Origin of the sequence: Aliinostoc sp. HNIBRCY26 (genome assembly GCF_050235535.1) — a bacterium.
Taxonomy (GTDB): Bacteria; Cyanobacteriota; Cyanobacteriia; order Cyanobacteriales; family Nostocaceae; genus Trichormus.
The window spans coordinates 2387402-2409419 of record NZ_CP189852.1 but is presented as its reverse complement, the minus strand read 5'-3'; the positions used below and the strand labels follow the sequence as shown (position 1 = coordinate 2409419).

Here is a 22018-nt window from a genome sequence, read left to right as displayed (position 1 = left end):
TAGCATTTCTTTTTTTAACTGAGATGTTCAAATAGAATCTATCTAATTCACCCATAGTTAGCAAAATTCTACTCATAAAAGCCTAGTTCTTGGCTTTCTGCAATTAATTCATCCAGTAGTTGTCTGCGCTTAGTATCTCGCTCTTGTTTGTACTTCATTAAATCCTCAAACCGCACACGCCTATGTGTTCCTACCTTGAGGTAAGGAATATCACCTTGTTCTAGTAACTTAATTAGATAAGTGCGGGAAACATTAAGCAAATCAGCAGCTTGTTGGGTTGTCAGTTCTGTATTTTGCGGAACTATAAATATGGCTTGATCAGATGCGATCGCCTGAACTACTTGATGCAAAACCTGATAAATTGAGTCAGGAATGACCTTTTCATCTCCATTTGCATCCACTAGTTTGAGATGTGAACCCGCTTGTTGTAGTATACGAACAATTTCTTTGAGGGCTTGATATTCTGCTTCTTGACCTGTAAATGCTTCTACAGATAGGGTTTTTCCTGGAATAGTTGTATTCATATACAGCAATAATTAACGATGTTCTTAAATTTTAATACTACACAAACGCCATATCCGAAACAGATTAACTATTTTAATTGTTTACGAGATAGTAAAAGCTTTGCATATCTAGGAGTGGGGTTAAAATACAAACATTCTGCTGTGCGAATTGCCTAATATGTTGGGTCAGTTACTCGATGGACGCTATAAAATCACCAAAGTTTTAGGGGCTGGGGGTTTCGGACAAACCTTTATCTCGGAAGACACGAAGCTTTATGACAGTCTTTGCGTAGTCAAACAACTTAAACCAATGGCAACTGATCCCATGACATTACAGGTTGCTAGGCGGTTATTTCAATCAGAAGCACAATTACTACACAAGTTAGGGACTCATGACCAAATTCCCCAACTATTGGCGCATTTTGAACAAAACGAAGAATTTTTCCTCGTACAGCAATTTATTGATGGTCATCCCTTGAGTGATGAACTGACATCTGGTAAACAGTTCAATGAAGCATATACCGTTTCCCTGCTGCAAGATATTCTGCAACCACTGGCTTTTGTCCACCAAAATCAAGTCATTCACCGCGATATCAAACCGCCAAACCTGATTCGCCGCAATAGTGACGGCAAAGTTGTGCTAATTGATTTTGGGGCGGTAAAACAAATCAGCACGCAGATGGTAACTGGTGAAGGTGTAACTAAAATGACTGTGGGTATTGGGACTGCTGGTTATATGCCCAGCGAACAGAGTCGGGGTAGTCCCAGGTTAAGCAGCGATGTGTATGCTGTGGGGATCATTGGTATTCAAGCTTTAACGGGATTATTACCCTACCAGATGGAAGAAGATATCCAAACGGCGGAAATTCGGTGGCGACACTTAGTAAATGTGAGTCCAGCTTTAGCGGATTTGTTAGATACAATGGTGCGCTATGACTTTCGGCAACGCTACCCATCGGCGGTGGAAGCTTTAGCCGCAATACGACAGTTGGGGAATGGGGCTTATGCACCTACACAACTACCAACTAATCCTGGATACACACTAACGTTTCCTGGTAATCCTTCCCCACAACAACCAATTAATACTGAACCTCCCCTGTATTCACCTCCGCCTCCTGTTCCCCTGCAATATCGTCAAGAGATTCCCCAACCGTCTACGCCTGGTGCAGCTGCTGTTCCTAAAGACAGTCCCAAGGTAGGGATAGGCTTTTATTTGCAATGGGTACTAGTGAATGTTTTAGGTTTATTCGGAGGGATGATTCTTGGCGTGATCGCTCAAATGACTGTACAACCTTTTGGCTCACTCTTGAGTTATCAAGCAGTAGCCGCAACGATGGGTTTGACTATGGGGTTCATGCAATTGTTAGTCCTGCGGCGACGCATCCCCATTTCAGAAAAATGGTGGTTATTAGGAACTACATTAGGTACTTGCATTGCTGTTTTGATCACTGGCTCTTTCCCTGAATATTCCCTACTGTGGGTAGGCCCTATTGTGGGGATCATTCAATGGTGGCTACTGCGACAATATGTTGAGCAAGCAGGTTGGTGGATTTTAGTAAATACTCTCTGGGGTTGGTTTGGTGGGATTCTTTCAGGAGCAGTATTAGTTTTGCTATTAAAAAATCCCAAGGACAATAATTAAATATAGCCAGATGCAAGTTTACCTCTAATATGAATGTGTATCTAGAGGCAGTGGATAGTTAATATGAAATTCCAGTTAATTTAGTGGTAAAAGTCTATCTCCGGTTTTGGGATCAAAGACAAATAACTGATGTAAATCGAGTTGTAAATGTAAGCGATCGCCTGGATTTAACCGCACATCACCCTCAACCTGAATACTCAGTAATGTTGTCGTATCAGGTAAACCAGCACGGACTAAGGTTTCCCTACCTAAAGGTTCTACCACCTTCACTTCGACTAACAGTCCTGAGTCATCACTGATAGTCATGTATTCTGGACGAATACCTAAATCAATACTTTGTCCCTGGGGAATCTGCAATTTATCTTGAATAAATGCAGGAATTTCTATTAATTGTCCACTGACATCAAAACAATTATTTTTATAAATTGCGGGTAAAATATTCATCGGTGGACTACCTAAAAAAGTTGCCACCATCCGATTAGCCGGACGAGCATAAATAGTCTGAGGCTCACCAATTTGCTGAATTCTTCCCCGATTGAGTACCACAATTTTGTCAGCTAAAGTCATAGCTTCGACTTGATCATGGGTGACGTAAACTGTGGTGATCCCAAATTTTTGATGTAGCTGTTTTAATTCGGCTCTGGTATCGTCTCGCAGTTGAGCATCTAAATTAGACAGTGGTTCATCTAATAAAAATACCTGTGGTTCACGGGCGATCGCTCTCCCTAATGCTACCCGTTGTTGTTGTCCTCCAGAGAGTTGCTTGGGTTTACGTTCTAATAGTGGTTCTAAAGAGAGCGATCGCGCTACACTCACTACTCTATCTTGAATGATTTTCTTGTCAACTTTCCGCATTTTCAGCCCAAAGGCGATGTTTTCCGCCACCGTCATGTGCGGATACAGTGCGTAATTTTGAAACACCATCGCCACATCTCGCGCTCTAGCTGGGACATTATTCACCAACTGATCGCCAATATAAAGTTTGCCAGATGTGGCTGTTTCTAAGCCTGCGATCGTCCGTAAAATTGTAGACTTCCCACACCCAGAAGGGCCGACTAACACCCAAAATTCACCATCGGGAATTTCAAAAGAAATATCCTCAATGGCGGTGACGTTGTTAAATCTACGCTTGATATCTTCTAAAACAACTTTTGCCATGATGCAATTTGATATTTGGAATTAGCTATGACTAAGGTAATTGTCCCCTTGAAATTAATTTAGTAAGGCAATAAACTCCTCTCTTGTCAATTCAACATCGCGTAGTATTTTTCTGAGTAAACCTTTACCAATTGTTTTACCAGGATGAACAGAAATAGTTACTAAGCGTCCATCCTCATTTTCCATCTGGACATGACTACCTTTCTGACGTACTACTTGAAAACCAATTTTCTCAAGAGTTTTTATCACCTCCGTTCCTGTTAATATAGGCATTTTCGGCATTAAACTACTACCTTTTGTATACCAATAAATTCAGGCATAACTTCATTACTTTCAGCTTGTAAACACAGTTCAATTACCTCTTTAATATTCGTCATTAATTCATCAATGGTTTCTCCTTGGCTGTAACAGGCTTTGAGTTGTGGTACTTCTCCGATATAGTAACCGTCTTCATCGCGTTCAATAATTACGTAAAATTCTCGCTTGGCAGTATTGTGCATAATCAACTCGATTTTTGCTGAATTACTTAGACCATGCAGGATGAGCGAATAACGAAGCAATGACACGCACTCCCCGCAATTGATTAGATAGTGGTAAATGACCTCTAGGCGCGCTTAAATCCCAAGTAAATTCATTGGGGTATCTTGTCCAATTATTGCCGCTTTTCCAGCCAATTTTAGTCCAGAGATTGTCCCAGTTTTTACCCAGACTCAACCAGAGTTCGCGCTGGACTGAAAACCCGAATTTTCCTTCAGAATGAACGACCCACAGATTATTGATAGTGTGTAAATCTACAGAGGGAAAACTATCTACTTCAGTAAAATATAACCATTTTCTCTGCACTGCCTTCTCCCCTGCCAATTCACACATTTTTTGAATTGTCATCAGATCAGCTGCTTGAAAATCTTGAGCAGCAAGTAATTGTTGCAAAGAATTGTAATTCACACCTGCATCTGATTTTAGAGGTACAATGCCTTCAGGAAAGTGATTTTGGAGAAACTCCTGGATTTGGGGTGCATCGCAGTTGTAAAGGAAATGGTAAGCTTTACCATCAATCCAAGTTGCTGGGCGATCGCGACGTTGCAATAAAAACTCCATTAACACATTCAATCCCTCATTACCCAAAGCAGCTAATTGTGGGATGATCTGTTGTTGGACTTGGATAGACCCAGCGATTAACTTTTCTCTTAGGGAATCAATCTCATTACCAGTGCTTGATACAATCATTGGGTCTGTCATGCTGTTACTCATGTTAATGGAAGCGTGAAAAAGCAATTGGCTATCTAGCTTTAATCTATTCAAGCAGTGATAGCGAAAAGTAGTTTACTATTTTTGATCGTACAAAATTGCGACAGTTTCACTGCAACCTGTACTGGAATCCCTAAATGCTGTACAAGGGAAATAGGGGGAAAGTCTGCTCATCGACAAGATAGGGGTGTAAGGGTGTAGGGGTTTAAGGGTGTAAGGGAGGACAAGGAAGAAGTTTTCCTAATCCCCAATCCCCAGTCCCCAATCCCCAATATCTACAGTAAAATTTGCAAGCCTAAACAAAAAGAATCTTCTCGCCGGCGGCGTATCTTTGTGGAGTGTGTGAAGTATGTACGAAAAGATTAACCCCCCTACAACTGGTGCAAAAATCACCTTCAAAAATGGTGAGCCTGTTGTACCAGACAATCCCATTATCCCCTTTATTCGCGGAGATGGGACGGGTATTGATATTTGGCCAGCCACCCAAAAGGTACTAGATGCGGCGGTAGCTAAAGCATATCAGGGTAAACGTCAAATTAGTTGGTTTAAGGTTTACGCTGGTGATGAAGCCTGCGATTTATACGGCACTTATCAGTATTTACCGGAAGATACTCTCACCGCTATTAGGGAGTATGGTGTGGCGATTAAAGGCCCTTTGACTACTCCTGTGGGTGGTGGGATTCGGTCTTTGAATGTGGCACTCAGACAAATTTTTGACTTGTATGCTTGTGTGCGTCCTTGTCGGTATTACGCTGGTACGCCATCGCCCCACAAAAACCCCGAAAAGCTGGATGTGATTGTTTATCGGGAAAATACAGAGGATATTTATTTGGGGATTGAGTGGAAGCAAGGTAGCGAAATCGGCGATCGCTTAATCTCTATCCTCAACAAAGAACTCATCCCCGCCACCCCAGAACACGGGAAAAAGCAAATTCCCCTCGATGCTGGTATCGGGATTAAACCCATCAGTAAAACCGGTTCACAGCGTCTTGTGCGTCGCGCCATCAAACACGCTTTGACATTACCCAAACACAAGCAGCAGGTAACACTGGTGCATAAGGGTAACATCATGAAGTACACCGAAGGCGCGTTTCGGGATTGGGGTTATGAACTAGCTACCACCGAATTCCGTCAAGAGTGCGTCACTGAACGGGAATCTTGGATTCTCAGCAACAAAGAGAAAAATCCCAATATTTCCTTAGAAGAAAACGCCCGTCTGATTGATCCTGGTTTTGATGCCCTGACCCAAGAGAAGAAAGCGCAAATTGTCAAGGAAGTGGAAACAGTTCTTAACTCAATTTGGTCAAGTCACGGGAATGGGAAGTGGAAAGAAAAAATCATGGTCAATGACCGGATTGCTGACAGCATCTTTCAACAAATCCAAACCAGACCAGATGAGTATTCGATTCTGGCGACAATGAACTTAAACGGTGATTATTTGTCTGATGCGGCGGCTGCAATTGTTGGCGGCTTAGGAATGGGGCCTGGCGCGAATATTGGCGATGCTTGCGCCGTTTTTGAAGCTACCCACGGGACAGCACCCAAACACGCCGGATTAGACAAAATTAACCCAGGTTCGGTGATTTTATCGGGTGTGATGATGCTGGAATATTTGGGTTGGCAAGAAGCCGCAGACCTGATTAAGAAAGGTTTAGGGGATGCGATCGCTAACAGTCAAGTCACTTACGATTTAGCCAGGTTACTTGAACCAGCCGTAGAACCACTCAAATGTTCTGAATTTGCTGACGCAATCATCAAACATTTCGGTTAATTTCGGTTAATTATTAGGATGGGGAAATCCCATCCTTTAAAATTTAAAATTTAAAATTATATAGACAAACTAAAGATAACTTATTATGAAAATATACTTCTCATGAGTATAAAAAGTCATGGTTATCACTCCCATTAAAGAAAATGTCACCACAGATTATTCTCTAGAAAATTGGCTACAAAGTCCCCCAGAAGGTACAGAATGGGTAAATGGGGAATTATTGGAGAAAGAAGAAGTGACATTAAAACACAGCCGTATACAGGGCAATTTATACTTTTACTGGAGAAATTACAAAGAAACTAGTGGGCTAGGTGGAGAAGTATATACAGAAGTACCTTGTCTGACCAATAAACAAGGTCGTCGTCCTGATGTGGCTTATCTGACTCCAGAATTGATGCAGCAGTATGGTGAACCGGCTGTTTTACCCCAAAGTTTTCCTTTAATAGCTGAGATTATTTCCCCTACAGATTTAGCAGAAGATATGATTGCTAAATCTCAAGAATATTTGCAATGTGGTAGTGAAGAAGTTTGGTTAGTTTTTCCTGAGAATCGCTGGATTATTGTTATTACTAAAAATCAGCGACTAGTGTTTATTGCTAGTGAAGTTGTGAAAACTCAAACTGTACTCGCAGGTTTTAATGTCACTGTAGATGAATTATTAGGTTAATAAATCCTCAAGAAAACACAATTGAACTAGGTTATTTATATGGTTATTAGTCCTTTGAGATTAAACCTAGACACTGTTCATCTGTAAGATGAACAATTTTATCAACTATGTCAAAATAACCAGGAATTAAAATTTGAGCGCACAGCTAAGGGAGAGTTAATTATTATGCCACCTGTAGGCGGGGAAAGTAGCAATCGTGAGGCAGATTTGATTATCGATTTAGGAATTTGGAATAGGAAAACGGGACTTGGTTATACTTTTAGTTCTTCTACTATATTTAAATTACCAAACGGGGGCGAGCCTCGCAAGGCGAGGAGCTTCGCTAACGCTCTCCTGATGTCGCCTGGATTCAAAAGCAACGATGGGAAGCATTAACTCCTGAACAAAGACGCAGATTTCCCCCCATTGCACCGGATTTTGTGATTGAATTAAGGTCAGCAACGGATGATTTAGAAACCCTCCGTCAGAAGATGCAAGAATACATGGATGCAGGGGTAAAATTAGGGTGGTTGATTGATCCTCAACAGCAGCAAGTAGAAATTTATCGTCTAGGAAAAGCAGTAGAATTACAAAATTTACCTACAGAATTATTAGGTGAAGATATTTTGCCAGGATTTACACTACATTTATCTTTATATTAAGTTAGATGAATTAACATAACAATCTTACCTGAATAGATGCCAGTGAATATTTTCATCATGGGTAGACTAAGATAGTCACACATTCTAGGAAAATTCTATGGGTAGATATTATGGCTCAATTCATATTCGCTCAACCGATACTGAGCAAATTATCGAGATTATTAAACATCTGTCAACACAAGAAAATAAACTCAAATTTTTAATTTCTCCCTGTATTAATGGTTGGATTAGTGTATATGCTTCAGAGAAGGGACAAGACCCTACAGTTGCTAGTGCGATCGCTCAACAATTTCCGGGTCATATACTTAATTTGAGCCTTTATCATGATGACTTTTTCTATTATGAATACTACAGAAATCATCAATTAATTGATCAATACAGTTCAGATCCAGAATATTTTGGTGATATACCCCAAGAAGAGAGTGAAAGATTACGCGGTAAGCCAGAAATATTTGCTGATTTACTAGCTGAACTACCAAATAAGGACATAACAATTGCACATATTTCTGAAGTTTTGACAGTTGCTTCTCAGGAGGAATGGGAAGAACTGACTCAAAGAAGTTTAGAAATCTGGCGACAGTTAGAAGCTAATGAAAACGCTGACGATATCAGCGAATTACCTTATGATGAAGTTTTTGAAGCTGCTAGCAAATTTTACTGGTTTGCTAAACTTTTTAACATCAAAAATGCTGAAACTTGTTATGAATATCTTCAAGATGAAGAAGATGAAGAAATCGAACGCTGGTCAGAATTTGTTCACATTCCAGATCCCACAATCGAATTAGCACGACAGCAGAGAGAAAAAGCCAATATAGATGAAGCTTTTACCGCATTAAAGAAAGCAGGTATCTTATTACTGACAGTTCCAAACCCTCCCCAAAGTGGGTATTTTCCAAACACGCCAATTTCTACCCCTGATAATATAGCTGGTTTTTTCATAGGTTGGAGTGGACTAGGAAATCAGCCTCTGGGAATGAAACAGTATACTGCGCCTTGGAATAATGAACCAGTAAATATTAATTTGCCTATAGAAGAAAATCCTTATGTCATGCAAGTTAGCTCATCTGGAAAATTTTTAGCAGTAGGTCATGCTAGTGGAGCTTGGCAAGCAACTCTATATGATTTAGAAAGCAAACAATTGCTGAAAATAATTCCTCATGTCCGTGCTACTAATGGCCTTCAATTTACTCCCAATGAGGAAATACTAGTCAGTCGTTCAGAGGGTGAAATTATCCTGACTTCTATTAAGAATTTAGAACAGATTGCCATAATTAAAATTGGACATGGTTCTAAAATTGCAATTCATCCCAATGGTCGTTATTTATTGGCAGATGAAGGAGGGTCACAATTAGCTATTATTGATTTGAATACTCACAAGGTAGTTAAAGTCCTAGAAACCGCAGCATTCGACATAGCAGTATGGATGGCTAGTGTTCAACGAGGTGAAGGAGTCAACAGTTTTTCTCCTAACGAAATGATTGTGAAAATGGACTTCAGCCCAGATGGAAATTGGTTACTCTGTGCTATCGATCAAGGAGTGCGAGTTTTTGAGTGGAATGAGGTTTTGTCTTCCAAACGAAAATTACCTCTTCCCATCGTCGCAGCTTCTAGTGAAGTTGTGACTTTTGATGAGCCTCCTAATCGAATGGCAAGAACTTATGATATTGCATTTGATTGGCATCGCAATGTTTTACTTTCTTGTGGACTAGAAGGTAAGGTAAAGTCTCTTGATTTAGCTACTGGAGAATCTAAAGTTTTATTGGAATTACCTGGAAGACCAGCAACTATCCAATTAGACTTATCTCGTGATTTGACTACATTTTGTACATATTCAATTCTCGATATTTTTGAGCGTCGGCGTAAGCAAGAAAAAATTCTTGTGCAAATATGGAATTATTCTGGACTAGTCTAATACTTTTCATGGATCGGCATAATCTGTATACAGCGTTTCTTACAGAATAATTAACCGCAGATAGACGCAGATAATTTTATACCGCAATAAACTGGGAATGTCTAGAAAATTTCGTAGTAATGACTTTAGTTATTTTTTGAGGAATAAAGTTCTCTCTTCTCTAGTAAAAAATACGTTTAGCTTACTTCTAGGGGGAAGCTAGCAACTTTTAATTACTCACTCTGTTCTACTTACTGCCTTTGGTAGCAACCTGATGTAATGAGTAACAAAAATTACGAGTTTACTGGCTTGTATGTTGTGGTGTTTCACCAGGAATTTTACTGATAGATGTTTACTATTTACTGTTGAATATTAGATATTTGTACTGATAATTAATTAGTTTTCATATATCTTAATGACCATACTTGTTACTAATAAATAATCAGGATTTCATAATTATTTATCTATTGTTTTAGGATAGAGTTCATTGAAATTTCATATACTTACTAAATTAATTAGCACATTACCTGGGAATAATAGGATTCAAGTTTTAAGTCTGTGATGATATGTCTACCATTCAAGTCAATATTCCTGGATATAAAGTCAGCGAAGAACTTTATCAAGGTTCTCGGACTCTCGTTTATAGAGGAGTTCGAGAAATCGATGCTTTACCTGTGGTGATTAAACTCCTCAGAAATCCGTACCCAACCTTCAGTGAGTTGTTACAGTTTCGGAATCAATACACTATTGCAAAAAATCTTCAGCAAGCAGAAATTATTAAAACTTATAGCTTAGAAATATACAAGAATGCTTATGCTTTAGTCATGGAAGACTTTGGGGGAATATCGCTCAAGGAATGGATAGAAAATTACGAGAAAAATTTATCTCTGAACTATTTTTTACAATTGGGGATATCTTTGTGCAGTATTTTAGATGTTCTCTACCGTCATCGGATTATTCATAAAGATATCAAACCCGCCAATATTTTAATTAATCCTGAAACCAAACAAGTTAAATTAATTGATTTTAGTATTGCATCTCTGCTACCACGGGAAACTCAAGGTTTAATCAGTCCCAATGTTTTGGAAGGGACACTTGCTTATATTTCGCCAGAACAAACCGGTAGGATGAATCGGTGTGTTGAATACCGCACAGATTTCTATTCTTTGGGTGTAACTTTTTATGAATTGCTGACGGGACAATTACCATTTCAGTCAGAAGATGCGATGGAATTGGTTCATTGTCAAATTGCTAAATCAGCACCTGCAATACGTGAAATTAATCCCAAAATTCCATCTGTATTATCAGAAATTGTCAAAAAATTAATGGCAAAAAATGCTGAAGACCGCTATCAAAGTGCGTTAGGTCTGAAGTATGATTTAGAAAATTGTCTGCTGCAACTGAATAAAACTGGCGAAATTGTAGACTTTCCCATCGCCCAAAGAGATGTGTGCGATCGCTTCATTATTCCTGATAAACTCTATGGTAGAGAAACCGAAGTAGAAACCCTACTGCAAGCATTTGAGCGCGTCAGTTTAGGGACAACAGAAATGATGCTGGTGGCTGGGTTTTCTGGAATTGGGAAAACTGCGGTGGTTAACGAAGTTCACAAACCCATTGTTAGACAACGCGGTTATTTTATTAAAGGTAAATATGACCAATTTAATCGCAATATTCCCTTTTCAGCGTTTGTGCAAGCCTTTCGGGATTTAATGGGGCAATTATTTACAGAAAGTGATGCTCAAATTCAAGCATGGAAAAATAAAGTTTTAGCGGCTGTCGGTGAAAATGGTCAGGTAATTATTGAAGTTATTCCTGAATTGGAAAGAATTATTGGTGAACAACCACCAGTAATTAATTTATCAGGAACGGCTGCTCAAAATCGCTTTAATTTATTATTTCATAAATTTGTAGAGGTTTTTACTAATAAGGAACATCCCTTAGTCATATTTCTGGATGATTTACAGTGGGCTGATTCGGCATCTTTGAAGTTAATCGAGTTGCTGATTAGTGAATCATCTGCGGGCTATTTATTATTAATTGGAGCTTATCGAGATAATGAAGTTTCAGCCGCTCATCCTTTGATGTTCAGTTTAGCAGAAATTAAAAAAGCCCAAGCCACTATCAACACTATTAACCTCACCCCCCTCAATCATGCTAGTTTGAATCAACTAGTGGCGGATACCCTGAGTTGTTCTACAGACATTGCTCAACCACTAACAGAATTAGTTTATCAAAAAACCAAAGGCAACCCATTTTTTAGTACACAGTTTCTCAAGGCACTCTATGAAGATAGACTAATTAAATTTGATTTGGATGAGAGAAATTGGCAATGTAATATTGTTGCTGTGAAAGAGTTATCACTCTCCGATGATGTTGTGCAGTTCATGGCATCGCAATTACAGAAATTGCCAGAGACAACGCAGGAAATTTTAAAATTTGCTGCCTGTATTGGTAATCAATTCGATTTAGTGACATTGGCAATTATCTGTGAAAAATCTGAAGTTGAAACTGCTACTTTACTTTGGAAAGCATTACAAGAAGGACTGATTTTACCCCAGAGTGAAGTTTACAAGTTTTATGTCGGGAGAGAAGCTAAGGATGAGGTAAAAGGTTCAGAGATTGTCACCTACAAATTCCTGCACGATCGCGTTCAGCAAGCTGCATACTCATTGATTCCAGCAGAGCAGAAGCAATATACGCATTTTCGCATTGGTGAACTGTTGTTGCAAGGGTTATCTCCAGCAGAACAGGAGGAAAGGATTTTTGATATTGTCAACCAATTGAATATGGGACAAGCTGTCATTCCTACCGATGAGCAAAAACAAGCACTGGTGCATCTAAATTTAAAAGCTGGACAAAAAGCCAAGCTTTCAGCAGCTTATCAAGCGTCTGAGAACTACTGCACTATTGGTATGGCTCTATTATCCCCAGAGGTTTGGCAGACAAATTATACACTCATATACAGTTTGCACCGGGATGCTGCCGAAGCTGCTTATCTGTGTAGTCACTTTGACCAAGCGGAAGCTCTATACGCCAAGACACTAAGCTACGCGCAAACCCCCCTGGACAAAGCCGTAATTTATCGCGTGCAGATGACTCAGTACCAGCTTCAGGGACGCAATGCTGAGGCGATCGCAATTCAACGCCAAAGTTTACAATTGCTGGGGTGGACAATGCCCACAGAACCGGAGATCATCCAAGCTAGTCTAGATGAACAAATCGCCACAGTTCAGCAATTTGTAGAGCAGCATACCATTGCATCCATTCTCGCCGCCCCCAAAATGACCGATTCCAGCATGGCAGAAATACTGCGAATTTTACAAATTCTGTTCTATGCTGCGTGGCTTGATGGTCAAAGCACATTAGCATTACTAGCACTCGCTAAGATGACCACACTGTCATTACAGCATGGTAACAGCGATATGTCTCCCTTTGGCTATGTCGGCTATGGCTTAATTACTAATGGTGTACTCAAGGATGCGGCTACAGCTTGTCAGTTTGGGGAAATAGCTGTACAGCTTTGTGAACAGTTTGATAATGCTGACGTGCGCGGGATGACGAATTTCCTGTTTGCAGCTGATGTGCATAGCTGGAGTCGTCCTATCCGCGAGGCGGACACATACTATGAAAACGCCTACAAATATGGAATGGAAGCCGGAAACTGGCTGACAGTGGGTTTCATGATGATGCAGAGTGGTTCTGATCGCCTGACCTATGGTAAAAACTTAGAAGATTTGTATGCGATCGCTCAAAATCACGCTGCTTTTCTAGAACAAATCAAAAGTTTAGATAACCTGGATGCTTTACGAGTCGGGGTAATTCAACCAATACGCCAACTTTTGGGTTTAACCAAAACGCCGTTTACCTTTGATGATGATAACTTTAGTGAAGTCCAGTATTTGCAAAAATACGCTAATGCTCCCTATCACTTATCTTGGTTTTATTCCGTCAAAATTCGCCACGCTTATTTATTAGAAAATCCAGCCACATACCCTGATTTAATTCCGCACTTAAGCATCATTGAAAACACGATTTCCAGTCATGCCAAAGTCCCTTCCAGTGTTTTTTATGTGGCATTAATGCACCTTTCTCTAGCTGAAACTGCCCTTGAAGATTCTCAGCGTGAACATCATTGGCAAGCACTTGTTCCCCTAGAAGAACGTTTAAACCTTTGGGCAAAAGCTTGTCCTGAAAATATCCTGCATAAATGTCTACTCATCCAAGCAGAAAAAGCGCGATTAAACAAAGAAAAAACCGACGCGATTGAACTTTATGGGCAAGCAATTAACCAAGCGAAAGTCAATCAATATGGTTACGAAGAAGCCTTAGCCAACGAACTAGCGGCTAAATTCTATCTAGAATGGGGTAAAGAAAAAGTTGCCGCAGGTTATATGCAGGAAGCTTATTACTGCTATGCTCATTGGGGTGCAAAAGCCAAAACCGACGACTTAGAAAAACGCTATCCACAACTACTACAACCTATCCTGCAACAACAAAAAATCGGTTTCAATGCCTTTGAAACCATACCTACTATTATTAGTACGTCAACTTCTACATCTACTAGTGCTTTTAAAAACGGTCTTTCCGAGGTGTTAGATTTTACGTCAGTCCTCAAAGCTGCTCAAGCCATTTCCAGTTCTCTAGAATTAGACGAATTAATTGCTCAGTTGACTCGCATCATTTTAGAAAACTCTGGGGCGAAAAAATCTGTAGTTATTCTTCCTGAAAATGATCAATGGCAAGTCCGCGCTATTACCTTTATTGATTACCAGTCAAGTTTTCAGACTGATGTTAAAACCATTCTAGAACCACAACTACTAGATTCTTGTCAAGATGTTCCTAAAAAACTCATCAATTATGTGAGGAATACACGAGAAACTCTCATTATCAACAATTGCCAAACAAATCTTCCTGGTGTGATTGCCGATTATATGCTAGAACATCAACCCCAAAGTGTGTTGTGTACACCCATTATTAAACAAGGTCATTTGTTAGGGATTATCTATTTAGAAAATAAGTTAACAAGTGAGGTATTTACCAACGAAAGGCTACAAGTAATTAATTTACTTTCTTCTCAAGCAGCAATTTCTCTCGAAAATTCTCAGCTTTACCAAAAAGCACAACAAGCGTTACAAGATTTACAAACAGCACAATTACAAATCGTGCAGAGTGAGAAAATGTCTGCATTAGGTAACTTAGTTGCTGGAGTAGCCCATGAAATGAATAATCCTTTAGGCTTTATCTCTGCTACACTACAACAAGCTAATCCCACATTGAATGATCTTGTGGAACATTTAAAGCTATATCAAGAAACCTTTCCAGAACCAGGCAAAAAAATTACCAATCATGCCGAAGATATTGACTTAGATTATAGCTTAGAAGACTTGCCCAAGATGATTGACTCCATGACAATGGCTTGCGATCGCATTTGCAATATCAGCAATAGTTTACGCACTTTCTCCAGAATTGATAAAGATTACAAAGTACCTTTTAATATTCATGAAGGTATTGATAGTACAATTTTGATTCTCAAGCACAGACTAAAAGCTAACGAAGAGCGTCCAGCTATTAAAGTCATCACAAATTATGGTGATTTAGCCGTCATAGAATGCTTTCCTGGGCAATTAAATCAGGTATTTATGAATATTTTAGCCAATGCCATTGATGCCTTAGAAGAATCAAATAGTGGGCGGAGTTTTAGAGACATTGAAGCTAATCCCAACTGTATTACAATTACAACATCAATAGCAAATTCCCAAGCAAAAATTCAGATTGCTGATAACGGTAAAGGGATGAGTGAAGAAATTATAAACAAGGTTTTTGATCATCTATTTACTACAAAAGCAGTGGGTAAAGGCACAGGTTTAGGACTAGCTATAGCAAGGCAAATTGTTGAAGAAACTCATCATGGTAAGCTGAGTTGCAATTCTATTTTAGGTAAAGGTACAGAATTTGTGATTGAAATTCCAGTATCTTAAATCAAGTCGCAATGGACTTCTCTTCTCTACGAGACGCTGCGCGTAGCTTGCTTCCCCAAAGGGGTACACTAACGCAATTAAAGGTTGTAACGAGGATATGACGGGGTAACAAAACGGCTGAAACACGCCAGAAAATTGATATCAAACTGTTAACTACTTGTTGTACAGGCGGGTTTAACAAAGATATCTTTTTTTAAGCATGAATATCTCACAAAACCCGCCCCTACCTACTAATAACTGTTGACTGTTGACTGTTGACTATTGACTAATCATGTCTTACCCCATCGGGCATAATTGCATTCTGAAAGTTGACACCAGTTAGATTTGCACCAGTCAGATTCACACCTCTGAGGTTGGCATTGGTGAGGTTTGCACCTGCTAAATTAGCACCTTTGAGGTTTGCCCATGCTAAATCAGCACCAGTTAAATCAGCTTCAGTGAGATTAGCCCGAAATAAGTATGCACTGCTCAAATGTGCTTTGTAGAGTTGGGCTTTTTCGAGATTAGCTTTGTAAAGATAAGCTCCTACTAAGTCTGCGGCGTATAAATTGGCTTCACTTAAATTAGTCCCGATTAAGTTCGCCTCAATTAGATTGGTAAAACAAAGATGAGCGCGGTTTAACTGGGCGGCATCTAAATCGGCATCTCTCAAGTTAGCATTACTTAAGTCAGTACCAATCAAATTGGCTGCTATCAAAGTCGCACCCCTGAAATCTGCTGCACTTAAGTTAGAACCGATGAGGATGCTATGACTCAAATTAGCTTGGGTGAGGATGGCTTGACTCAAATTGGCTACACTCAATTGAGCCGCACTTAAATTAGCTTCGCTGAGTTTGGCTTGATGGAGATTGGCACTATTGAGATTAGCTTGGTTGAGGTTGGCGCGTACTAGCAAAGCGTGACTTAAATCAACTTTGCTCAAGTTAACTCCCTGGAGGTGCGCGCCTCTGAGGTTATGTTTTTGTAAGTCGGCGGTACTTAAGTCTGGTGCTATGTGAGGATTAGTGTTTCTCCACTCCAGCCATCGGACTGCGCCAGCTTGCAATAAACCTAGATGCTCTATATTTGCCATTGTCTCATTTTCTCTCCTTCATTCCTGGCGATCGCTCTGGGAAAGTCTTCCAGCTACACTTTCAATCGCTGCTTTTGCTCCAGCCGCACCTGCTAGAATATCGCGTTCTTGTCCACCCAAGTACAATCTGCCAAAACTCCCCACAGCTTGCACTTCCAAAATATTAATTGCAGCCGCTTTTTCCGCTTCGTTCGCAGCTAAAGCCGCATACGCCGCAGGTTCGACTTCTAAGACATATAGGGTTTGTCCTGCGAGTAACAGTTGTCCCCGGCGAGTCCGGTTGATCAGTTGCGCTTGGTAAGCATCGATATTGCGGATAATTTGACTAGAAATCACACGAGGTTTGAGACATTCCTCGCGTTTGACTCCTAGCATCGCTAAAATTGCTTGACCGGCGGCGCGCGTTTCTCCCTGAGAACTAGAATGTACTTCCAATAGTCCATAGAGTCTTTCCACCACCTGCACCCCCGGACGCACAGAAGCAGCTTTGAGAGCGACATCTGTAATTTTATTAATTTCAATACCAGGAGAGATTTCAATCCATAGTGAGGTATCACCTGGTAATGGTAGGAAACCTGGGGCTACTGTTCCTATATATGCTGCGTGTTGTGGTTGCAGGCTGTCGAGAAATACGAAACTGCGTAGTTCTATTCCCAAGGTGATGCTCTCCAGTCATGAAGGTAAAGTTATATTTCGCAGGTGCTACTTTAAACTACCATAAGCCTGAGTAATAAGTGCTGAGTGGTGAATGCTGAGTAATGAGTAATGAGTGCTGAGTTGTGACTAATGACTAATGACTAATGACTAATGACTAATGACTATTGACTATTGACTATTGACTATTGACTATTGACTAAAACATATCCTTCATTCCCCGAATCCGTGCGAATGTCTGTATTGGGTCACTACTATTAGCTGCGAGTTGTAGTGCTGGTTGCTCCCAACGTAAAAAGGGGTTGGTTAACTTTTCTACTCCTAACCATGACGGTACGGTGGCTTCTTGGCGATCGCGTTGTGTTTTCACTTCATGAATCCGTTTTTGTAAATCAGTATTATTACCGTCTATAGTCAAGGCAAATTGTAAATTTTTTAATGTGTATTCGTGGGCGCACCACACACGGGTATGGTCTGGTAAAGACCTGAGTTTACTCAATGATTCCACCATTTGCGCTGGTGTTCCTTCAAACAAACGACCGCAACCACCAGCAAATAAGGTGTCTCCACAAAATAATTCTCCAGGTTCGTTGGTGGTTTGGGGCGGGAAGTAATAAGCAATGTGCGCGCGGGTGTGTCCAGGAACAAAAATCACCTCACCGACTCGATTCGCAAATTGGACGCGATCGCCTGGTTGTAAAAACACTCTCTGTCCTGGTATTCTGCCTTTATCTTCCGCACCACCGTAAACATTCAACTGTGGAAACTTCTGTATCAGCTTTTGATTACCACCGACATGATCATGGTGGTGGTGAGTATTAAAAATAGCCACTAAATCCGCATTCAATTGGGCTAGCTGCTTCAAGACTGGTTCAACCTCTGCGGGATCAACTACAGCCGCTACATTGTTTTGCTCGTCATACAGTAAGAATATATAGTTGTCTGAAAGTGCCTCAAGGCGAATAACTTGCATGGGCTATACCTCGATTACATATAGGCGTGGCATAATTTTGGGTATTTTTTCTGAGAAATCCTGTACTGATGACAAGTTAGATTCATGACATTTCTTTAATATAACTTTTATTGATGTTTCATCTTCATAATCCGCAACGGTAGTTACACCGCAATCCCGTTAAAGATTATCAGTATTTTGATGATTAATCAGTGATTTTGCTCTATGTAAAAAAAGCAACATAAAGTTAAATTTATCTTGAGCTTTATAAAACAAAGCTAAAAATTAATATTTGAAATTGTGGATATTGGGTATGCTATTTGCTTTTTCAACCTACATGACGTACTTGACTTAGACGTTGAATTTTGCCGCGAAATTTCATTTTTAGACTTTCATCCCAATGAACAAATCACCCTTTTCTACTCACAAAACTACCAATTCCATAGACATCACCACTAAACAGATTGTAGACCGCATTATCAGATCAGGGAAAATGAGTAGCCAAGATCATCACTTACTAACCAGCACAGTATTTAGTCATAATACAATGAGTGATGAAGCCCGCCGTCAAATCAATCGGGTTTTCGACTATATTCAAAGTGGACAATTAAAACTTATTGACTAATAGACAAAATATTACAGGACTTACGCAAAAATAACACAACTCCGTCATTACGAGCGATAGCGAACTAATCTCACCTGATCCTGGGATTGCTTCCCTACACTTCATTTCGGTCGCAATGACATTATCGGCGTTGCGTAAGTCCTATATTATTTGAGATATAGGAATAGTATAGGAATCCGCTTTGATTCCTAAAATCATTTGCGTAGGAAGGGAACAGGGAACAGGGAACAGGGAACAGCTAAGAAGGAACAAAAGTATACGGAGTTTTTTTCAGAAATCAAATATGAGTCCTATATTTGATTTTTGAAAAAAATCCGTACCTTTATTAGTAATACTCTTAGTCTTCCTACTTCTATATCCTCTGTGTTGCTTACCAACAATGTTCAATCTATTTTTTTGCAGCTACAGTCTCTTTATCAGCCTTTGCTGTTAACCAAAAGAGACATCTAAAATAGTTTGAATTTCCTCATACTTATAGCCTTGATCAACCAGTTTAACTGCCAATGCTTTTCTCTCCTCACAAGCATCTGGACGGCTATCTATAAAATTATTACAATTCTGCGATGGATAAGCCTGCCGCAAGCATCGCTATTTCTAGATGCTGGTTTATCATTGTTCGTTATTAAACAGATACATCTTTCCGTATTATCTCGCAGTCTTTTTCAGAAATTCACATATTATTACTATATATCTTTAATATACGACCGTAATTTTGTCCACATAATTTTCTTTATGCCGTAAAATAAGGCTACGTACCTACGTACCTTAGTATACGGGTATAAATGCAAAATATGTGTAAAAAATCGCTATATTACGGAGAGTGATCATACTATGACACCCTTAGTCTCATTTATTTTGCCATCTTTCAATCGGGGTGAATACTTAGAAAAGTGCGTTACAAGCGTACTTAAACAAACTATCACTGAGCTAGAGTGTATTATTGTGGATGATGGTTCTACTGATAATACTCGTGAAGTCGCCAAGATGCTCATGAGTAGAGATCCACGAGTCAAATATTTTTATAAAGAAAATGGTGGAGTCTCTTCAGCAAGAAACTTGGGTATCAGGGAAGCTAAAGGGGAGTGGATTCAATGTTTAGATCCAGATGATTGGATTCACGAAGATAAAACCCGCTTTCAACTAAACTATTTAAGCAAATTGAAACACAAAGAAGTTGTTTTTTATTGTGATTATGAAAGAGTTTATTTAGATAAAAATCAAAATATTCTCAGGCGAGAAAGTAAAATACTTGATGATTACAATCGAAAACAATTAATCCAGCGTTTACTAGTTCCTGATTTCTTGGCTGATTCGCCGTTTCCTTTACTACAACAATGCCTATTAATTCATAGAAGCGTTTTTCAAAAGAAAATGTTTAATGAAGATTTAAAGGCTCTACAAGATAGGGATTTTTGTTTAGATTTGCTAGTTGTAGGTGTAGACTTTATCCATACCCCCATAGTTGGGGCATTCTATACAAAGCACCAGCATAACCGAACTAATAACTGGTCTTACATGAAGAATTATTACGTCATTCTGTATGAAACTGTTATTAGTAAACACAAGGAATTAGTTCCACTATGTCAAGTGGGAATTCATTTCTTATTAAAAGAGGCAATTAAAACCAAAGATGCACTAAATTTAGCCAGATTACTAAATCTAATGCAGCCTCCCTTGTATTTAGCTCACAATAAAATTGCTATTCATCATTCCTTAATTGTGAGACTAATATATTGGATACGGACACTTATCCCTAACTTTGTCATTTACGAAGACTACAGGGGGCCACGCTCTAAAAAGATTTTCTCCGTCTTTACACCTAAATAATCAACTTTTAGAAATTCAGCAGCTAGAATTGAGCAAATCAATTCAGGTGTAATTAGTATAGAGAAGCAACGCAAACAGTCATGAAAAAAAAAGTGTCCCTAGTCGTCAGTGACTTGTCTGGAGGCGGTGCAATTAGAGCATTTTTACTAGGTCAAGTCCTTCACAAACTTAATTATGAAATAGAAGTCGTCGGTTTTTTATTTGGTAAAGATTTATACGCTATTCCTCCGTCTAATGTCGAGGTAATTTCTATTCAGGGAGAAAAATATCCTAAGTTTTTCACTGCGGCTAAAAAGCTGGTTAATAACTTAAAGGGAGATATTATTTACGCTGTCAAGCCTAAAATGACCAGTTTTGGTATATCTCTGCTGCACAAATATACTAGCCATCGTCCTTTAATGTTAGATATGGACGATTGGGAACTGAGTTGGTATGGTGGCGATGAATGGCAATATCGTCCTGGTTTAAAGCAATTGTACAGGGATATTTTTAAGCCTAATGGTGCATTGAGGTTTCCAGACCATCCGTTGTATCTTCGATGGATAGAAAAATTGGTACCAAAAGCGGATGCTATCACCATAGACACGGAGTTTTTGCAAAAACGTTTTGGCGGTGTTTATGTACCTAACGGGAAAGATACCGCCCTGTTTGATCCTAGCAAGTATAATCCCGAAGTGAGTAGAGAGCGTTATGGTTTAACTCCATACCGCATTTTAATGTTTCCAGGCGCACCACGCCCTCATAAGGGGGTGGAAGATGTTTTAATGGCTTTGGATTTGTTAGATGAGTCAGATTTGCGACTGGTGATTGTTGGTGGTAGTCCTTACGATGACTACGACGAGCAACTAATTCAAAAATGGGGACGTTGGATTATTAAACTACCAAAATGTCCTGTGGATACCATGCCAGAAATCGTGGCTGCGGCTCATGTCGTCGTTGTTCCCCAACGAGATACATTAACTTCGCGCGCGCAATTCCCTTTAAAGTTGACAGATGGGATGGCAATGGCTAAACCTGTATTATCAACTCGCGTGGGAGATATTACAGAAATTTTAGCAGATACAGGTTATGTAGTTGACCCGGCATCACCGGAACAAATAGCCCAGCAAATCCAATCAATATTTCAAGATTTAGACTCAGCGAATGAACGAGGTGAAAGAGCCAGAGCAAGATGTGTAGAGAAGTATAGTTTAGCAGCGATGGCTGAGACTTTAGAATCATTAATCGCGCAATTATGAATCCAAAGCCGTAGTTGGGAATTGTAGGGTAGTACGGAGATTAGAGAACACACGGTTTTTGCCTATTTCACCCGGATTGCTCCCCTACTCAATTGCTAATTAAGAGTATACTATTTTACATGACGGCAAGAATGCAGTTATTGAGAGG

General features: G+C 39.6%; 16 protein-coding genes and 2 pseudogenes. 9 read left to right on the top strand and 9 right to left on the bottom strand.

Translation table 11 applies throughout. The features are described 5' to 3' along the window. Positions 1-68: 68 nt before the first annotated feature. On the bottom strand, positions 69-524 hold the full coding sequence (locus tag ACQFX9_RS10320; RefSeq protein WP_427161924.1) for a helix-turn-helix domain-containing protein: 456 nt from the start codon (positions 522-524) through the stop codon (positions 69-71). A gap of 157 nt (positions 525-681) precedes the next feature. Between ACQFX9_RS10320 and ACQFX9_RS10315 the strand changes: the two genes are divergently transcribed. Next, positions 682-2145: a protein kinase domain-containing protein gene (locus tag ACQFX9_RS10315; RefSeq protein ID WP_427161923.1), complete on the top strand. Its 1464-nt coding sequence runs from the start codon at positions 682-684 to the stop codon at positions 2143-2145. 75 nt (positions 2146-2220) lie between these two features. Here ACQFX9_RS10315 and ACQFX9_RS10310 read toward each other — a convergent pair whose 3' ends face one another. Genes ACQFX9_RS10310 through ACQFX9_RS10295 form a run of 4 tightly spaced genes read right to left on the bottom strand, consistent with a single transcriptional unit; the run spans position 2221 to position 4542 of the window. Then, positions 2221-3303: an ABC transporter ATP-binding protein gene (locus tag ACQFX9_RS10310; RefSeq protein WP_427161922.1), complete on the bottom strand. Its 1083-nt coding sequence runs from the start codon at positions 3301-3303 to the stop codon at positions 2221-2223. Positions 3304-3357: 54 nt separating this feature from the next. After that, positions 3358-3585 (bottom strand): type II toxin-antitoxin system HicA family toxin, encoded by a 228-nt coding sequence (locus ACQFX9_RS10305; RefSeq protein WP_427161921.1) that lies wholly within the window; start codon positions 3583-3585, stop codon positions 3358-3360. Further along, the gene (locus ACQFX9_RS10300) at positions 3585-3803 is read right to left on the bottom strand and encodes a type II toxin-antitoxin system HicB family antitoxin (RefSeq protein WP_427161920.1); all 219 of its coding nucleotides are present in this window, start codon (positions 3801-3803) and stop codon (positions 3585-3587) included. The genes ACQFX9_RS10305 and ACQFX9_RS10300 overlap by 1 nt, the downstream gene beginning before the upstream one ends. Positions 3804-3825: 22 nt before the next feature. Beyond that, positions 3826-4542, bottom strand: coding sequence for a GUN4 N-terminal ARM-like repeat domain-containing protein (locus ACQFX9_RS10295; protein ID WP_427161919.1), 717 nt, complete (start codon positions 4540-4542; stop codon positions 3826-3828). Between the two features lie 358 nt (positions 4543-4900). On the opposite strand from ACQFX9_RS10295, the gene ACQFX9_RS10290 reads away from it, so the two are divergent. The 5 genes and pseudogenes from ACQFX9_RS10290 (at position 4901) to ACQFX9_RS10270 (ending at position 15502) form a co-directional block, all read left to right on the top strand. After that, entirely contained in the window at positions 4901-6322 is a 1422-nt protein-coding gene (locus ACQFX9_RS10290; RefSeq protein ID WP_427161918.1) for an NADP-dependent isocitrate dehydrogenase, read from the top strand. A gap of 118 nt (positions 6323-6440) precedes the next feature. Beyond that, positions 6441-6989 (top strand): Uma2 family endonuclease, encoded by a 549-nt coding sequence (locus ACQFX9_RS10285; RefSeq protein ID WP_427161917.1) that lies wholly within the window; start codon positions 6441-6443, stop codon positions 6987-6989. A gap of 39 nt (positions 6990-7028) precedes the next feature. Further along, positions 7029-7630: pseudogene (locus tag ACQFX9_RS10280) on the top strand (Uma2 family endonuclease). A gap of 97 nt (positions 7631-7727) precedes the next feature. Further along, positions 7728-9542, top strand: coding sequence for a WD40 repeat domain-containing protein (locus tag ACQFX9_RS10275; RefSeq protein WP_427161916.1), 1815 nt, complete (start codon positions 7728-7730; stop codon positions 9540-9542). Between the two features lie 545 nt (positions 9543-10087). Then, positions 10088-15502, top strand: a complete 5415-nt coding sequence (locus ACQFX9_RS10270; RefSeq protein ID WP_427161915.1) for an ATP-binding sensor histidine kinase — start codon at positions 10088-10090, stop codon at positions 15500-15502. Positions 15503-15767: 265 nt separating this feature from the next. Here ACQFX9_RS10270 and ACQFX9_RS10265 read toward each other — a convergent pair whose 3' ends face one another. From ACQFX9_RS10265 to gloB, 3 genes are all read right to left on the bottom strand, one after another. Next, the gene (locus ACQFX9_RS10265; RefSeq protein ID WP_427161914.1) at positions 15768-16574 is read right to left on the bottom strand and encodes a pentapeptide repeat-containing protein; all 807 of its coding nucleotides are present in this window, start codon (positions 16572-16574) and stop codon (positions 15768-15770) included. Between the two features lie 18 nt (positions 16575-16592). Beyond that, on the bottom strand, positions 16593-17231 hold the full coding sequence (locus tag ACQFX9_RS10260; protein WP_103139604.1) for a hypothetical protein: 639 nt from the start codon (positions 17229-17231) through the stop codon (positions 16593-16595). 196 nt (positions 17232-17427) lie between these two features. Further along, positions 17428-18201 carry a hydroxyacylglutathione hydrolase gene (gene gloB, locus ACQFX9_RS10255; RefSeq protein WP_427161913.1) on the bottom strand — a complete coding sequence of 258 codons (774 nt, stop codon included), beginning with the start codon at positions 18199-18201 and terminating at the stop codon, positions 17428-17430. 379 nt (positions 18202-18580) lie between these two features. Here gloB and ACQFX9_RS10250 point away from each other — a divergent pair, with 379 nt between their 5' ends. Next, positions 18581-18805, top strand: coding sequence for a hypothetical protein (locus ACQFX9_RS10250; protein ID WP_427161912.1), 225 nt, complete (start codon positions 18581-18583; stop codon positions 18803-18805). 432 nt (positions 18806-19237) lie between these two features. On the opposite strand, the pseudogene ACQFX9_RS10245 reads toward ACQFX9_RS10250, so the two are convergent. Beyond that, positions 19238-19418, bottom strand: a pseudogene (locus tag ACQFX9_RS10245) (IS630 family transposase); the annotation flags it as partial. A 218-nt stretch (positions 19419-19636) separates the two neighbouring features. Between ACQFX9_RS10245 and ACQFX9_RS10240 the strand changes: the two are divergent. Beyond that, positions 19637-20632, top strand: coding sequence for a glycosyltransferase family 2 protein (locus ACQFX9_RS10240; protein ID WP_427161911.1), 996 nt, complete (start codon positions 19637-19639; stop codon positions 20630-20632). A gap of 80 nt (positions 20633-20712) precedes the next feature. After that, positions 20713-21870, top strand: a complete 1158-nt coding sequence (locus ACQFX9_RS10235; RefSeq protein WP_427161910.1) for a glycosyltransferase family 4 protein — start codon at positions 20713-20715, stop codon at positions 21868-21870. The last annotated feature ends 148 nt before the right edge of the window (positions 21871-22018 follow it).

Coding starts and splice junctions, on each gene's coding strand:
- gloB (WP_427161913.1), bottom strand. CDS start 18,201: ATGCAAGTTATTCGCCTTGAGGCACTTTCAGACAACTATATATTCTTA.
- ACQFX9_RS10250 (WP_427161912.1), top strand. CDS start 18,581: ATGAACAAATCACCCTTTTCTACTCACAAAACTACCAATTCCATAGAC.
- ACQFX9_RS10295 (WP_427161919.1), bottom strand. CDS start 4,542: ATGACAGACCCAATGATTGTATCAAGCACTGGTAATGAGATTGATTCC.
- ACQFX9_RS10300 (WP_427161920.1), bottom strand. CDS start 3,803: ATGCACAATACTGCCAAGCGAGAATTTTACGTAATTATTGAACGCGAT.
- ACQFX9_RS10240 (WP_427161911.1), top strand. CDS start 19,637: ATGACACCCTTAGTCTCATTTATTTTGCCATCTTTCAATCGGGGTGAA.
- ACQFX9_RS10315 (WP_427161923.1), top strand. CDS start 682: ATGTTGGGTCAGTTACTCGATGGACGCTATAAAATCACCAAAGTTTTA.
- ACQFX9_RS10275 (WP_427161916.1), top strand. CDS start 7,728: ATGGGTAGATATTATGGCTCAATTCATATTCGCTCAACCGATACTGAG.
- ACQFX9_RS10270 (WP_427161915.1), top strand. CDS start 10,088: ATGTCTACCATTCAAGTCAATATTCCTGGATATAAAGTCAGCGAAGAA.
- ACQFX9_RS10290 (WP_427161918.1), top strand. CDS start 4,901: ATGTACGAAAAGATTAACCCCCCTACAACTGGTGCAAAAATCACCTTC.
- ACQFX9_RS10305 (WP_427161921.1), bottom strand. CDS start 3,585: ATGCCGAAAATGCCTATATTAACAGGAACGGAGGTGATAAAAACTCTT.
- ACQFX9_RS10235 (WP_427161910.1), top strand. CDS start 20,713: ATGAAAAAAAAAGTGTCCCTAGTCGTCAGTGACTTGTCTGGAGGCGGT.
- ACQFX9_RS10265 (WP_427161914.1), bottom strand. CDS start 16,574: ATGGCAAATATAGAGCATCTAGGTTTATTGCAAGCTGGCGCAGTCCGA.
- ACQFX9_RS10320 (WP_427161924.1), bottom strand. CDS start 524: ATGAATACAACTATTCCAGGAAAAACCCTATCTGTAGAAGCATTTACA.
- ACQFX9_RS10310 (WP_427161922.1), bottom strand. CDS start 3,303: ATGGCAAAAGTTGTTTTAGAAGATATCAAGCGTAGATTTAACAACGTC.
- ACQFX9_RS10285 (WP_427161917.1), top strand. CDS start 6,441: ATGGTTATCACTCCCATTAAAGAAAATGTCACCACAGATTATTCTCTA.